Annotated in this window: 14 protein-coding genes; 1 reads left to right on the top strand and 13 read right to left on the bottom strand. The window is 38.9% G+C overall.

Annotation, left to right across the window (positions count from 1 at the left end; genetic code table 11):
- Positions 1–36 precede the first annotated feature (36 nt).
- The 9 genes from rsgA to gmk all read right to left on the bottom strand — a co-directional run bounded on the left by rsgA (position 37) and on the right by gmk (position 10,613).
- Positions 37–936 (bottom strand): ribosome small subunit-dependent GTPase A, encoded by a 900-nt coding sequence (gene rsgA, locus RV15_RS05990; RefSeq protein WP_071877146.1) that lies wholly within the window; start codon positions 934–936, stop codon positions 37–39.
- A 130-nt stretch (positions 937–1,066) separates the two neighbouring features.
- Positions 1,067–3,241: a Stk1 family PASTA domain-containing Ser/Thr kinase gene (pknB, locus tag RV15_RS05985; RefSeq protein ID WP_071877145.1), complete on the bottom strand. Its 2,175-nt coding sequence runs from the start codon at positions 3,239–3,241 to the stop codon at positions 1,067–1,069.
- Positions 3,238–3,996, bottom strand: a complete 759-nt coding sequence (locus RV15_RS05980; RefSeq protein WP_071877144.1) for a Stp1/IreP family PP2C-type Ser/Thr phosphatase — start codon at positions 3,994–3,996, stop codon at positions 3,238–3,240. Before RV15_RS05980 ends, pknB begins: the two co-directional genes overlap by 4 nt.
- Positions 3,997–4,011: 15 nt before the next feature.
- On the bottom strand, positions 4,012–5,376 hold the full coding sequence (rsmB, locus tag RV15_RS05975; protein WP_071877143.1) for a 16S rRNA (cytosine(967)-C(5))-methyltransferase RsmB: 1,365 nt from the start codon (positions 5,374–5,376) through the stop codon (positions 4,012–4,014).
- A gap of 6 nt (positions 5,377–5,382) precedes the next feature.
- Positions 5,383–6,324 carry a methionyl-tRNA formyltransferase gene (gene fmt / locus RV15_RS05970; protein ID WP_071877142.1) on the bottom strand — a complete coding sequence of 314 codons (942 nt, stop codon included), beginning with the start codon at positions 6,322–6,324 and terminating at the stop codon, positions 5,383–5,385.
- A complete protein-coding gene (gene def, locus RV15_RS05965; protein WP_071877141.1) occupies positions 6,317–6,811 on the bottom strand; it encodes a peptide deformylase in 495 nt (164 codons plus the stop codon). The genes fmt and def overlap by 8 nt, the downstream gene beginning before the upstream one ends.
- A gap of 67 nt (positions 6,812–6,878) precedes the next feature.
- Positions 6,879–9,311, bottom strand: a complete 2,433-nt coding sequence (gene priA, locus RV15_RS05960; RefSeq protein ID WP_071877140.1) for a primosomal protein N' — start codon at positions 9,309–9,311, stop codon at positions 6,879–6,881.
- Positions 9,312–9,688: 377 nt separating this feature from the next.
- Positions 9,689–9,994 (bottom strand): DNA-directed RNA polymerase subunit omega, encoded by a 306-nt coding sequence (gene rpoZ, locus RV15_RS05950; protein ID WP_025870285.1) that lies wholly within the window; start codon positions 9,992–9,994, stop codon positions 9,689–9,691.
- 4 nt (positions 9,995–9,998) lie between these two features.
- Positions 9,999–10,613, bottom strand: coding sequence for a guanylate kinase (gene gmk, locus RV15_RS05945; protein ID WP_025870287.1), 615 nt, complete (start codon positions 10,611–10,613; stop codon positions 9,999–10,001).
- 583 nt (positions 10,614–11,196) lie between these two features.
- Between gmk and RV15_RS05940 the strand changes: the two genes are divergently transcribed.
- Positions 11,197–12,636, top strand: coding sequence for a DUF1958 domain-containing protein (locus RV15_RS05940; RefSeq protein WP_071877138.1), 1,440 nt, complete (start codon positions 11,197–11,199; stop codon positions 12,634–12,636).
- A 52-nt stretch (positions 12,637–12,688) separates the two neighbouring features.
- Here RV15_RS05940 and RV15_RS05935 read toward each other — a convergent pair whose 3' ends face one another.
- The 4 genes from RV15_RS05935 to RV15_RS05920 form a co-directional block, all read right to left on the bottom strand.
- Positions 12,689–12,976, bottom strand: a complete 288-nt coding sequence (locus RV15_RS05935; protein ID WP_071877137.1) for a hypothetical protein — start codon at positions 12,974–12,976, stop codon at positions 12,689–12,691.
- A 70-nt stretch (positions 12,977–13,046) separates the two neighbouring features.
- Positions 13,047–13,931 (bottom strand): YicC/YloC family endoribonuclease, encoded by an 885-nt coding sequence (locus RV15_RS05930; RefSeq protein ID WP_071877136.1) that lies wholly within the window; start codon positions 13,929–13,931, stop codon positions 13,047–13,049.
- Positions 13,932–13,947: 16 nt separating this feature from the next.
- Entirely contained in the window at positions 13,948–14,166 is a 219-nt protein-coding gene (locus tag RV15_RS05925; RefSeq protein WP_071877135.1) for a YdbC family protein, read from the bottom strand.
- Complete coding sequence (locus RV15_RS05920) at positions 14,163–15,860, bottom strand: patatin-like phospholipase family protein (RefSeq protein WP_071877134.1); 1,698 nt, start codon at positions 15,858–15,860, stop codon at positions 14,163–14,165. Before RV15_RS05920 ends, RV15_RS05925 begins: the two co-directional genes overlap by 4 nt.
- Between the last annotated feature and the right edge of the window lie 130 nt (positions 15,861–15,990).

Here is a 15,990-nt window from a genome sequence, read left to right as displayed (position 1 = left end):
TCAGCTCGTATTTACTAAAACCGAGGGACTACTTTTTTATTTTTTCTTATAAATAGGTCTGCGATTTTCTATTTCTAATAAAAATTGTAAATAATTATCGTATCTTGTTTGAGCAATCATTCCTGATTCTACACGTTTTTTCACTTCACAGCCAGGTTCTTTCCGATGCATACATTCGCGAAATTTGCATAACGATGATGCGTCTACAAATTCGGGAAATTGTTTCGGCAGCTCGGTTGTTTCCATTTCTAAAAAGTCGATTGAACTAAAGCCTGGCGTATCAGCAACTAGACCATCATATAAAGGCAACAGTTCTACATGGCGCGTCGTATGTTTGCCCCGGCCTAGTGATTCAGAAATCTCATCTGTCGCTAATTGTAAGTCAGGTGAAATTCTGTTTAATAAGGTTGATTTACCAGCACCAGATTGCCCCATAAAAACGGTCAAGCGCTCTGGAAAATATTGCTCTAACGCTTGAAGCGCTGCTGCGTCATCAACTTGAGTTGCGGCGATTACTGGATAACCAATTGCACCATAGACTTTTTGAGCATCTGCCACACTAACTGATTCCGTTCCATTCAGTAAATCGACTTTTGTTAAATAAATGATTGGAGCGATTCCTTTATCTTCCAGCGTGACTAAAAAGCGATCCAGTAAATTGTATGAAAAATTAGGTTCGACCATACTCATGACAATCACACCTTGATCCACATTCGCCACTGGTGGACGCACCAGCTCATTATGCCTAGGAAAAACTTCAAGCAAGTAGCCATCCGTTGGATTATCACTTTCAAACATCACTTCATCACCAACTAATGGCGTGATTTTTCGATTGCGAAAATTACCGCGGGCTCTCGTTTGAAAGGTTGCACCCTCTGCATAAATGTAGTAAAAACCGCTTAACGCTTTTCTAATTTGACCTTTCAGAAATGCCACCTCCTCGTTTCTATTGCTTTCATTTTACCATAGGTTTGAGAAAAGCTAAACGCAGGGCTGAAGAAATCCCCTTTTCCCATAAAAAAAGTGATCAAGACAACGTTCATCTTAATCACTTTACGTTACTTATTTAATTATTTCCATCGCTTGTCGGGTCTGTTGCATTTGAGAAATTGACAGTAACAGTTGCTCCTTTAGCAAGAGTTCCTCCTGCACTTGGTGAAGTACTCTCTGCTTTTCCTTTTGATGCATCACCAGAGCCTGTAGCATACGTAAATCCGCTACCTTCTAGCTTTGATTTTGCCTCAGCTTGAGATAGTCCTGTAACGTCCGGAACTGTAACCTCTCCTGGGCCTGAGCTGACACGTAATATAACTTTGCCCGTTTTAATATCAAAAGAAGCGCCCTCTTTTGGATCCTGAGAAATAACTAAGCCTTTAGCCACTGTATCACTCGCTTCATCGACTTGCTCGTACTTAATACCAAGAGCCACTAAATCAGTAACTACATTTTCGTATGAACGTCCGACATAATTACTTAAAGAAATTTTACTTGATTCAGAACTAGTCGTCGTCGTTTTATCCGGTCCAGAGCTTACGGTTAATGTAATCTTCCCTTTTTTAGGATTAAACGGATTACCTGCAGCTGGATTTTGGGCTATCACTAAATCCTTGGCTATTGTATCACTTGGTTTATCCACGCGAGTGATCTGACTTTCTTTTATACCATAGCTCAATAACTCAGTCACCGCATTATTATAACTGTAGCCTAAACTTGCGTAATCAGCTAAATAGATATCATCCGGCCCTTCACTAACAACCAGCGTGATCTCGTCCGTTTTAGGATCGACTTCTTCACCTTTTTCAGGTGTTTGACTAATGACTTTGTCTTCGTCTACTTTCGAATCTGTTTCTTTCGTGATTTTGATTTGACTCTCTTTGAAACCTAATTTGCCCAATGCTTCGATGGCATCTTTATAGTCTTCTCCAGTATAATCATCAAGCTTGATTTTCTTGTTCCCAGAGCTTATATAAAGTTCGATTTCCCGATTTTTTTTCACGGTAGACTCTATGGCTGGATCTGTTTTAACTACTTTTCCTTCCTCAATCGACTCGTCCGGAATTTCTTTCGTCTCATCTTTGACTTTCAATCCAGCATCTTCTAGTATTTTTCGTGCTTCAGCTTCCGTTTTGTCTTCTACATTAGGGATCTTAACTTCACTGCTGCCTCGCCCTGCAAAATAGAGCCCGCCAGCGATGAGCAAAGCCAATACTAACAAGATGATAAAAATGATCAATGGCTTCTTTTTCTTCTTTGCTGCCGCTTCTTGCTGCTCAATTTCTTCATGCTCATTTCGGTCTTCAGGTGGGGTTTCCATCGAATTAAAAGAAGACGGCATCGCCATTTCATCTGTGATCGGCGTTAAAATTTTCGTTTCGCCCATTAAGCCTGTCGGTTGCCATTTGGGTTCATTTAATCGGTTCGCAGCCAATACAGTATATAGATCACGTGACATCTCTTCGGCTGTTTTATAGCGGTCAGCTGGGTCTTTGGCTGTTGCATGTAAGACCACATTTTCCAACGATTGAGGAATATTAGGATCAAACGTTTTAACTGAAGGCATCTCTTCTTGGAAATGCTTCAAAGCAATCGTTACAGCAGACTCTCCATCAAACGGTACATTCCCTGTCAGCATCTCATATAAAATGATGCCCACTGCATAAACATCTGATTGATTGGTCGCCATACTACCTCTTGCTTGTTCAGGAGATAGATAGTGAACAGAACCTAACATCGTATTGGTTTGTGTGATCGATGTTTCCGTTAACGCAATTGCGATTCCGAAATCGGTGATCTTCACAACGCCGCTTTCATCCATCAAAATGTTTTGCGGCTTTAAATCTCTATGAATGATTCTATGTTCATGAGCTAGTGAAACAGCTGATAAAATTTGTTCCATGATATCAACAATTTTTGCATATGGAATTGGGTATTGGGTTTGGATAAATCGTTTCAGATCCATCCCTTTCACATATTCCATGACTAAGTATTGCATGCCGTCTTCTTCGCCTACATCATAGACACTGACGATATTTGGATGAACCAACTCAGTAGCAGCTAAAGCTTCCCTTTGAAAGCGGCGAATGGCTGCTTGATCATTTTGAAAGTCAAAACGCAGCACTTTAACAGCTACGTCACGATCCAAAATCAAGTCATGCGCTAAAAAGACATTCGCCATACCGCCACTACCGATATTGCCAATAATATGATATCGACCATTCAATTTTCTGCCGATTTCGATCATTGGTTTTCCTCCTTAGATGCGTCATGTTCGTCAAAATGAATCACTAAAACAGTAATGTTATCCGCGCCACCCGCTTCATTTGCTGTCGTGATCAATGTTTCAACTTTTTCATTTAATGGTTTTTCTGAAAGTAATATGGCCAAAATATCTTCTTCTGAAACCATGTTTGTCAGCCCATCTGAACATAGTAAAATATAATCATCTGGAACCCAAAGATGATTAGCTACATCAACTTCTACCATTCTCGGCATACCTAACGAGCGAGTCAAGACATTTTTGCGCGGGTGATTGGCTGCCATTTCACGAGTGATCTCACCAGATTTTACCAGCTCATTAACTAGAGAGTGATCTTCTGTTAGCTGACGTAATTGATTATTACGTACCAAATAAGCTCGGCTATCGCCAATATTGGCCAATATGAAGGATTGATTTAGCAGTACTGCACTGACAATCGTCGTTCCCATTCCTAAATATTCTGGTTGAGATTGCCCCTTTTGATAAATCATTTCATTTTCATCTTGGATTTCTTTGATCAGCCATTGCGCGGCTTTTTCAGATGTGTCGATCAGACTCTCCTGCCAGCGCTCACCAAGGTTATTGACCGCCATCTGGCTAGCAACATCACCTGCCTGATGACCGCCCATCCCATCCGCTAAAATAGCTAAAGAAACGCCTGCCTGATTTTCAAATAGACCAGCATAATCTTGATTCGTATTGCGTTTTCGTCCGACATCTGTTTGAAAATTGATTTCCACTATGCTCCACCTCGTTTAACAAACTTTCTGCATACAGCAAATAAAAAATCCATCTGTCCCTAATTGATGTGGGTATAACGTAAGCATTTGATCATGTATAGAAGGCTGAACCGCTTCACTAACACTCACATCGATTTTTTTGAATTCTGGATGTTTTTGTAAAAATGCTGCAACAACTTCCTGATTTTCTTCTTCAGCAATTGTACATGTACTATAGACCATTATACCGCATTCTTTCAATGTTGGGGCGACACTTTCTAGAATTTCTAGTTGAATTTTAGGTAATTGCTCAAAATCCTGAGCCGATTTATTGTATTTAACATCTGGTTTACGGCGCATTAAACCTAATCCAGAACAAGGCGCATCAACTAAGATTCGATCAAAGTAATCGGTTGGAAACTCTTCTCCTACTTTGCGTGCATCTAATTTTTCAGTATCAACAACGTCTTTTACATGCAGACGCTCTGCATTTTGTTTAATCAGCTTGATTTTGTGATCATGGATATCTAAAGACTTCACACGTCCGCCTTGAGCTGAATCAAGAAATGTTGCGATATGAGTCGTTTTACCACCCGGAGCTGCACAGGCATCTAAAACTACGTGATTTTTTTCAATCTGCATCGCTGGTGCCACCAACATCGAACTTTCATCTTGTATCGTTAGTTTCCCTGCTGTAAATAAATAACTGCCTGCTAAAAAGCCTTTTTCAGCCACTACACCATAAGGCGACACTTGGCTGGCTGATGCTTCAATATGATCTTTTTGCAATTCTTCTAATGCATCTGAAATACTGATTTCGCGTGTATCCACACGTCCGCTGACATGACTTTTTTCAAAAAGTGATAAGCCTAATTTTCTTGTTTCTTCTATCCCCATTTGTTTGATTAGCTTTTCCGTTAACCACTTAGGCATACTGATCTCTATTGACAAACGTTCGACAGGATCGTTGATTTTCTCTAAACTTGGTGCACCTTCACGTTGAAATGCCCGAAGTACACCGTTAACAAACTTACCGATTCCGACATTTCCTCTGTGCTTACCGATTTCCACTGCTTCATTAATGATCGCATGATCCGGTATTTTATCTAAAAAGACTAATTGGTAGATCGACAGACTAAGTAAGTTTTTCACCCAACTATCTACTTTTTTAGGCTTTGTAATGAATGGTGTTAAATAATATTCTAATAACAACTTACGGCTGATCGTTCCATAGACAAGCTCCGTAAATAAACGGCTGTCCTTTTCTCCTAAAGCTGACTTATTGATCATTTCATTTAGTAATAAATTCGAATACGCTCCGCCGTTATCTACACGTTCGATCGTTCTTAACGCTACGTAACGAACTGAGCTTTTTACTCTTGTTGGTATTTTTTTCCCCATATTTGACTAGCCCACCTTATCTGATTCTGCGACTGTTTTACCGACTCCGTTTAAGAAATCTTGGATGAATAATTTTCCTTTACCAGATGGTTGAATCACATTTATTGAAAGAACCGTTCCTTCTCCACAAGAGATCCATAGTTCTTTTTTACTGCGTTTTATGATCGTCCCAGGTGTAGCCTCAGTCGTTTCAGCTAGCGGTGTGACTGCCCATAATTTCCAGTTTGTTTCTTTGTAAGTCGTAAATGCTGTCGGCCATGGACGCATTCCACGCACTTGATTATCGACTTGTTCAGCTGTTTTCTGCCAATCGATGCGTTCTTGCTCTCTTGTAATATTCGGTGAGAACGTCACTTTTGTTTCATCTTGAGGAATCGGCGTGATTTCATTGGCTAAAATTTTAGGCAAGGTCTCTAACAACAATTCTTTCCCTACAAGACTTAATTTATCAAACATCGTCCCCACATCATCAGTTTTAGTGATTGGAATCGCCTTTTGAGAAAGAATATCCCCAGCATCCATTTTCTTCACCATTTCCATGATTGTGACACCTGTTTCTTTTTCTCCTTCAATGATCGAATAATGAACAGGCGCACCACCGCGGTATTTTGGCAATAAAGACGCATGGACATTGACTGCACCAAATTTAGGAACATTTAAAATCCTCTCTGGTAAAAATTGACCAAAAGCAGCTGTCACAATCAAATCAGGCGCAAGTTCGATAATCGTTTCCATTTCAGGTGATCCTGAGATTTTTTCTGGCTGTAAAACAAGTAAGCCATGCTTAACTGCGGCTTCTTTTACAGGAGTTGGCGTGATTACTTTTTTTCGTCCGACAGGTCGGTCCGGTTGAGTAACTACCGCTTGAATTTCATAACCATTTTCGATCAATCCTTCTAAAACGGGCACAGAAAATGCTGGTGTCCCCATAAAAATTAGTTTAGTCATCTAAATGTTCCTCCATATATGCATCTAAATCTTCTGGTTTAATTGGGTCAATGATTTTATCGATAAATAATTCACCATTCAAATGATCGATCTCATGTTGAAAAGCTCGGGCAAGATAACCATAAGCAGTTACTTCGACCTCATCTCCTTCACGATCAAAATAACGTACGGTTACTTCATCTGCCCGCTCAACTGTTCCGTATGTTTCTGGAATGCTTAAGCAGCCTTCCACATCGATATCTGTGCCTTTACGCTCGATAATTTCAGGATTGATCAATTCAAACAAGCCTGTTTCTTCATCCACTTCGATCACAGCAAGTTGAAAATTTTTACCGATTTGAGGAGCGGCCAGGCCGATTCCGTCGTGGGCAATCATCGTTTCATACATGTCCTCTAACAGAGTAATTGTTTCATCAGTGATCATCGTCACTGGTTTTGCCTTTTGTTTTAAACGTTCATTAGGGTGTATCACTATTGGATAGCGCATAAGGTTTTCCTTTCTTTGGATCAAGTATCATTATAGTCACACTATGATGCTTGATATAACTAAGAGCTCATATAAAATTCATCGGCTCAGCATCAATCGATAATTTCAAGCCGTGCGCTGTTGCTCTTTGAGTGTCAGTCAGTATTTTTTTTAAGATGTTTTGTAAATTTGGTTCACTTTTGTATTTAATGATTACTTGATAAAAGTAACGATTATTGACTCGCATAATCGCGTTAGGCGTTGGCCCCAGCAAAATACTTTGGTCTGACAAGCCTTCTTTTAATTCTTTCACTATTTCAAACATTTGCTTAGCCGCTTGATTTTCTTCAGGATGACTTGCAGTAATTTGTACTGTAAAGAAAAATGGCGGATAATCCCCGCGGTGGCGTACGTACATTTCTTTTTGATAAAAGTCTTCATAATCTTGGGCTTTGGCTAATTGGATCGCATAATGTTCTGGATTAAAGGACTGAATGATCACTTCTCCTGGCTTTTCTGCCCGTCCTGCCCGTCCGCTAACTTGAGTCAATAACTGAAAGGTCCGCTCACTCGAACGAAAATCTGGAAGATTCAAGGCTGTGTCAGCATTTAATACGCCAACCAATGTCACATTAGGAAAATCCAGTCCCTTAGCGATCATTTGTGTACCTAACAGGATATCTGCTTCATGATTGCCAAACGCCGTCAGAATCTTCTCATGTGCGCCTTTTCGCCGTGTTGTATCTACATCCATCCGCAAAACACGACTTTCAGGGAAAAGAGCTTTTAGTTCTTCTTCCACCTTTTGGGTTCCAGTTCCATAATACCGAATCTTATCGCCGCCACAGTGTGGACAATGGTAAGGAATACGTTCTTCATGGCCGCAGTAATGACATTTCATTGTTTTTGTATCCATGTGCAATGTTAAGGAAATATCACAGTTTGGACAAGGTAAAACATACCCGCAATCTCGGCACATCACAAAAGAGGAATAGCCTCGACGGTTTAATAAAAGAACACTTTGTTCCTTTTTAGCTAGACGATCTTGGATTTTTTCTTGAAGTGCTAGCGAAAAAGAGGAGGTATTTTTATTTTGAATCTCTTCACGCATGTCTACCACATCGATTGTTGGTAACGTCGCAGTCTGGTTGGCTCTTTTCGATAATACTAATCGTTCGTAGACATTTTTCTGTGCTCGCGCCCGTGTTTCTAGTGAAGGAGTCGCACTCCCTAACACTACTGGACAATGATGATAAGCTCCTCGCCAAATGGCTAGATCTCGTGCATGATAACGTGGTGTTTCTTCTTGTTTATAGCTAGCTTCGTGTTCTTCGTCAATAATCACGACACCAAGATTTTCCAAAGGAGCAAAGATAGCAGAGCGCACACCAACGACGACTTGTGCCTCACCACGCTCGATTTTACGCCACTCATCGTATTTCTCACCTTGAGACAAGGCGCTGTGCATCACTGCCACCTGCTCCCCAAAACGGCTTTTAAAACGATGGACCATTTGCGGTGTCAATGAGATTTCTGGAACAAGCATCATAGCTGTTTTCCCTTGGTTCAATACTTCTGCGATCACTTGGAGATAAACCTCAGTTTTCCCACTACCGGTGATGCCTTCCAATAAGTAGGTTTGGCTTGTACCTTGATTTACAGATCCTAGAATTTTATCCACTGCTACTTGCTGCTCATCATTTAAAGCTAATGCTGTCGTTTTTTCAAATGTGTGATCGGCAAACGGGTCACGATAAGCTTCAGTTTCAATAAAAGTCAGCCACTGCCTATTTGCAGCATCATTCAACACAGCTGTACTAAAACCAAGCTCTTTCATTTCTTTAACTGTGGTCATTTTTTCCAAACCTAGTTGCTGTAGGTAATTGATCAGCTGTTCTTTCTTCTGCGAACCTTTTCTAAGTTCCATTCGCGCTTCTTCTAACTGTTCAAAATCTTTCAATGTTTTTATATAGCGAATTATTTTGACTCTGTTACGCGTATTCACTTCATAGCGAATATCCACTTTTTGCTGTTTTCTAAGCTGCATCAATTGGGGTAAAATGTTTCGAGCTAAGGCATCTTCCCAAGCAATTTCATCTAACCCATAGAATAGCTCATTGTGCATGCTTTCTTCTAATTCATCTGTTAAATATATGTATTTACTGTAATCTGCACGCATCACACTCGGCAGCATTGTTTGCAGGCAAGTAATTTTAAAGGCAAATGTTTTTTCCTTCATATAATCAGCGAGCTCTAGCAGTTCAGTGTTGAGTACTGGTTTTAAGTCTAAAACAGAAAGAATCTCTTTCCATTCAAATTTTTGTGCCGCAATCACATCATCGGAGACTTCATCTATTGCTAAAACAAACCCTTGCAGATGCCGATTACCATTACCGAATGGAACTTCCACCCGCATACCAATCGTTAATTGTTGTTCTAAGTTAAAAGGAATCAAATAAGTAAACGGTTGGTCAGTCTGCATCGTTGGTACATCAACGATTACTTGTGCCGCTTTTCTCATAAACATTCCTCCATTCTATAATTATAGTACTGATTTTTTAGAGCTAAACGAACACCATAATCGGCTTTCGAAATTTCTCGCAGAGTAACCGATTCGTTCTGCTTTTCTTTTGATCTAGCTTCTCGAATCACCCCACTAGGAAAATAGACAATCCTCACATGGAATAAAAAGCATTCCACATTCAGATTCCTAATTTTCTCGTGGAGTAACCGATTCGTTCTGCTTTTCTTTGCTTATTGTACTAAAGAATCCGACATTTGTCTTGTGCCTCTGATTTCTGTTACCAAAAATTAAAGCACTTGTTTGCTTATTGCTTTTCACACATATAAAAACTGAGATGAAAACTCTATATAGTCTCATCTCAGTTGCTTATACTTTTATAAACTTTTTTCGTCGCGGATGCGATTTTCAAGTTCTTTTTGTTCTTGTTCGTGTCTCATTTTTTGCTCTTCTTTTGCCATACGCATTCTTTCACGTTTTTCTTCTGGACGTGGATCGTTGATCACTGTTGCGGCATCGATTTCTTCTAAGGCTTGGCCTACGCTTTTTACAGATTCAAAACTTTCTAGCGTTGGTTGTGCACCTTCGTCTAATTCATGGGCACGTTTACTTGCTAGAATAACAAGTGAATATTTTGATGGTACTTCTTTTAATAATGAGTCAATAGATGGTTTTAGCATCATAAAGCTACATCTCCTTCAACATTTTAATATATTTACCAATTACTCGATCAACGCGAAAATGTTCACTCGCGATAATTTCTTTGATTCGTTTCACAGCCAACGGTACTTCATCGTTCACAACGGCATAATCATATAATGCCATCATTTCGATTTCTTCCCGAGCCACACGCATTCGTTCTTCAATCACATCATGGTCATCTGTTCCCCGACCAACGATTCGTGATTTCAACTCAGCTAAGTCTGGCGGTGTTAAAAAAATAAATACGCCGTCCGGCACTTGTTCTTTGACTTGTTCAGCACCTTGGACTTCAATTTCTAAAAAGACATCTTTTCCTTTATCAAGCGTTTGGTTGACGTAAGTTAGCGGTGTTCCGTAGTAATTTCCTACATACTGTGCGTATTCCAGCATCTCACCTGCTTCGATCATTGCTTCAAATTCTTCTTTTGTGCGGAAGTAGTAATCTACTCCTTCTACTTCTCCTTCCCGCATTTTACGGGTAGTCATAGAAATCGAGTACTGAAAATCATTCTCTTCACTATCAAAAATTGCTTTTCGCACTGTTCCCTTACCAACTCCAGAAGGACCCGATAGTACAATTAATAACCCACGCTCTGACATGATGACTTCCTTTCATTAAAAGCTGAATGAGTTCGTTCAGTCTCGAATGAAAAATAGGAAAACAGGACTGAGGCGCTTTCTGCCTCATTCAGGTTTTATCTTTTTTCCGAGAGACTAACTCATGAAGCTAGATAGTTTAAAAGCTAAAGAGGTTCGCCTAGTCTCGAATGAAAAATAGAAAAATCGGCTTATGGCATTGTTTTGCCATGAGACTATTTTGTCTTTTTTTCGAGAGACTAACCTGTGAAGCTAGATAATTTAAAAGCTGGACAGAGTTGTTCGTCTGCACAACTATAAGTTAATAAAGTATTAGTTCTATAATGCACTTTTTTCCAGCAATTTTCAAGGTTTTACTCTATATTATTTTCAAAAAAACATATTTCGCTTTAATTCTAACATTATGCTAGCTAATCCTAGTATAACCAGAACCTCAAATTTTTAACCGTCTGATAATAAAATTCTCAAAAAAAGTATACAGCACCCCTACTTTTCAAGTAGAATAAAGTTATTACTCATTTTCACAATAAAATAACTAACCTGTTTAATTAAGTAAACGTATTAAAAAATGAAGGGATTTAACTCTATGTTCACAAGAAAAACACTTTTGAAGACGACCAGTTGCCTCTTACTACTTGCTTGTATTTTACTCGGGAGTTTTCCCCAGATAAATCATGCTGAAGAAGATTTACTGGATTTTGCAGAAAAATCGGGTTTTCCAGTCAAAGAACCCTATCGTCCAAAAGCTTCGATTGTTATTGATGCTGATTCTGGTCAAATTCTATGGGAAGATCAGCCTGATTTATCATGGAGTCCTGCAAGTATTGCTAAAGTCATGACCATGTACTTAGCTTTTGAGGCGATGGAACAAGAAAAATTCAATCTAGATACAACGGTCACAGCAACAGAACAATATGTTGCCATTTCTCAAATTTATGCATTAAGCAATAATAAAATTTCTTTAGGGGTCGACTACCCTGTTCGCGATCTATTCTCTATGGTTGCTGTTCCTTCTTCAAACGTTGCCACACTGATGCTGGCAAATTTAGTTTCTGACAACGATGAAGCTGATTTCATTCGTAAAATGAATGATAAGGCTGCAGAATTAGGTATGAGTAATACCACTTACTTTAACTGTAGCGGTGCACAAATCAGCGCTTTTGACGGTTTGTACCAAGCACCCGGAATCGATCCCAATGGAGAAAATAAATCCACAGCCAGAGACCTAGCCATTTTGACCTATAATTTAATTAAAAAATATCCCGATATTTTGCAGTTCACCAGCAAACCCGTTGTTAAGACCATGCCAGACACACCTTACGAGGAAACCTTCGAAACGTATAATTACTCATTACCTGGGGCGAAATATGGGTATGACGGCGTAGATGGATTAAAGACTGGTTCAAGTCCGACTGGCGCCTTTAATTATATCGCCACAGCGAAAAAAGGGGATGTCCGACTCATAGAAGTTATTTTAGGGGTCGGCGATTGGTCAGATCAAGCTGGAGAATACGAGCGGCATCTAGCAGGTAATGCGATTTTGGATCACGCATTTTCTACGTATGAATACAAAAAATTACTTTCCAAAGGACCAAACACAATTGATCAAAAAGAAATCATCCTAGAACAGGATTTTTATGGTTTCATTAAAAAAAATACTGAGCCTAGTTTTACGCTGAAAGATGGGCAATTAGCTTTAAAAAGCGATTACGGTCAAGTTTCACCAGAGATTCCTGTTCAAACTGTCAGCTATCAGGAATCCGAACCAAAAGCTGTGGATAACGAGTCAGTTAAAAAAAATACGCGTCAGCCTTCAACCACAAAAAATGCTGACCATAACTATTTGGTTAGTAGTATTTTAGCGGTCTTTGGCATCTTACTCCTGGTTTTTTCTAGAGTCTTTAGAAAACGAGTGGCTGGAGTCAGACGAGGTAGCCGCAAAACATCCACCACAACAACTCGTTTGTTATTTACGGTAGGTGTTCTCTTGATTTTATCCGCGATCAGCGTTTGGATTTTCTTATAAGAAAAGGTGAGAAAAGCAATACTACGCTTTTCCCACCTTTTTTTAACTTATTTTAAAATCCCATATTCGATAAAGTATTCACAACACCCATGATCTCATCATGGCGTTTGATTTTTTTATCCACAGGTCCATCCACTTCTTCAACATCCACTCGGACAACGAAACGACGGTTCAACGTCACATATGTCTCTTCATTCACTCGAATATTTAAGCTATCCTCAGTAATTGACACACACGCATCTTCCCAAACATTAAACGGTTCTTTATCCGAAATGATTTCTCTTTTTACCACGGATTTTCCGCTCAGCTCATGGAATGTTACATCATAATATTTTGACATAATTATTCACCTCTTTATTGTATTATTTTTAATTATAGCTTTAAAAAATAGAATCACAAACTATTTTCCATTATTCGACATTTTGAATTTGTTCGCGAATTTTTTCGAGGATCGTTTTCATCTGAACGACGATGTTTTTGATCTCGATTGGACTTGATTTAGAACCGATCGTATTGACTTCACGATTCATCTCTTGAATCAGAAAATCTAATTCTCGCCCGACTGGTTCTGATTGGATCAATAGTTCTTGTAGTTTATCCACATGAATTGTTAAACGATCCAATTCTTCATGGATATCCCCTTTTTCAAGTAAAATCGCCAGTTCCGTCAACAAACGCGTTTCGTCGACTTGACTGCCTAACCAATCATTCAGCCGCGCTTCGAATTTTTCACGGTAATCTTTTTCATAAATCGCCACAAATCCAGATAATGTATGAACTAAATCGATGAAATCTTGACTATATGTAGTCAAAATTTGCTGGATCTTTTGACCTTCTTGTAGACGACTTGCATCGATTCGTTCAACTGCTTTTCTTGCCACATCTAAAACTAATAAACCAAACGCCTCATCTACTTCTTGTTTTTCTGTGACCTCGATATAATCTGAATTGTTCAACAGTTGATTGATATTTTTTACAGGATCAAATTCTGCTTGTGGATAATTAGCTGTTAACTCTTGTTGAATTTCCCCTAACAATTGATGGATCAGTTCCCAATGAATCAACACTTCTTTGTTGCCGCTGCCAGTTTTGTTACTATTAATATAAACTTCGATCCGGCCACGTTGCAATGTTTCTTTCATCATTTGACGAATAGCCATTTCGTATGGGTTGACCTCTTTAGGCATACGTAACTGAATATCTAAGAAGCGTTGATTCACACTTTTAATCTCTACATCAATTTGATAGGTATCGTTTAAAAATGATTCTTTTCCAAAACCAGTCATACTTTTCATTGACAGGGTGTCCTCTCTACATAGATTTTATTGCGTTAGATAAAATTTCAAACTCTTCATTGGTCAGTGTGATTCCTTTACCCATTTTTTCATGATCTGCCGACCAGTCTCTTAAATCAAATTTTGGTGGGCGGCCGTTCCAACTAACTAAATTAAATTCTTTCCGCCAACCTTGTGTATTTTCTGATAAAACGGCAATTTCTTCTACGATTTCATATGAAAATTCTTGCTTCATTTTTCCTTCACTCCTTGTTTTATAAATTCTCTCATTAAAATTTGTAATACTTGTACAGGTATTTTCTCTAATAAGAAAGCAATCCGCTGAGGCTTTTCTTGTTCATTCGACTCTAACAGTTCGTTCACCAATGATACCTGTTGTTTATCAGAAAGTAAAAAGTAATCTTCATAGTATTTTTTCAACCATTCTTGTACAGAAATCATACCAATACTCTTCACTAGATCCGTTTTCCCATGTTCGCTTTGCTGCATAATAGACGCTAACTCTTTAATTGTATATAGCTTATAAGCAGATATCTCTTGGCTTTTTGCCAACAGCTCGATTAAAACTAATCCGATATTTTCTGTATACACCCTGTCTTTATAAACTCTACGCAATTTCTTACAGATTTTATTTTTTTGTTCCATAGAATTCCATAATTTTATTTGATACGTTTCTTTTATATAAGCAAAAAATGTCTGTTGAAATGCCGTCACGTCACTCAGTGTTTCAGCAAATGTATACCAATAGCCTGTATATTTTTTACCCACGGTCTTCATTGTTTCTAAGTAGCCTAATTGGATATTTCGAGTTGAGCGTATACCATCAAATAATAGCACGGCCCCCATTGTCCAAGGCGTTTGCAAGTTCAAACAATTGACTACTGTCGGGATTTTTACTGGTTTCATGATTCCTGGCCCTTTTACATCCACGATGATACATTCTGTTGCACCGGCAGATAGTGCCAAATCAACGGGAATATTGTTCCGATAGCCACCATCTACGTAATACTTATCTGCAATTTTTGTTGCTGCCATGGCTGGAAAGAACGAGGCTGAAGCCAGCAGCCAACTTTGCCATTGATCACTGTGACAGCTTTTAAAACGAATCTCTTTTTCCTGCATACTCGGCAATTCAGTTGTAACTAAATAAAAGTCGGTGGCCGCTTGCTGCATTTTTTCTTGTGAAAAGGTCTCTTGGATCAGATCTTTCAGCGGTTGTGTGGAGACACCATTCGATTGGATCGCACTGCGGGTGAAAGAGCCGATTTGGCTCATCAGACCGCCTAATGTCTCGCTGGAGACGTCCATGGTTGGAAATGAAAGGATTTTTTGTGTATCGATTTTTTCCCACATATCCTTCGCCACTTCAAAATCCCCCTGCAAAATCAAGGCTCCATTCAGCGCACCGACCGATGTTCCAGTAATGATTTCAATTGAAATATTCAACTCTTTTAATGCTTGCCAAACGCCGATCTGATAAGCGCCCCTAGCTCCTCCTCCGCCTAAAATCAACCCAGTATGATACGCTAGGTCTTTACGAACAGATTTATTTTCAATCACTTTATAACCGTGTTTTAAAAATACTTCCTGTAAATGTATGGTAAGCGCCTGTGGAAAAGTAAATGAAATCGTCGGCTGAAAGTTTTGTTTAAACAATTTATCCACAACTAAAAAAATAGTTCCCCAACTTAATTGGATTGTTTCTTGAGCCAATATATTCGTCACTTGACCTGCTGTTATTGTTATAAACAGGCAAGGAACTTTTCCTCTATAAATAACGTAAGACGTATCACTATTTGCTCGAACCTTACTACTAAAAACCTGCCTTGCTAAGGTATGCGTCTCATAAAAAGGCAGTAGCTGAATACTTCCAGAAAAATACTTAGAGAATATTTTCCATTCTGAAGCAACCATTCGCTCACTTCTCATTACAAACACCTCCATCTGTTAAAGTATACCAAAATTCTTCAAAAATTACTTTTTATTAAAAATATATAAAAAACACACATTTTTGTTCGCTTTTCACGTAAAATGAATATGTATAATTTTTATAGAATTA

It is taken from the genome of Enterococcus silesiacus (assembly GCF_001886225.1).
Classification (GTDB): domain Bacteria; phylum Bacillota; class Bacilli; order Lactobacillales; family Enterococcaceae; genus Enterococcus_L; species Enterococcus_L silesiacus.
This window is presented reverse-complemented; position numbering and strand designations above follow the sequence as displayed.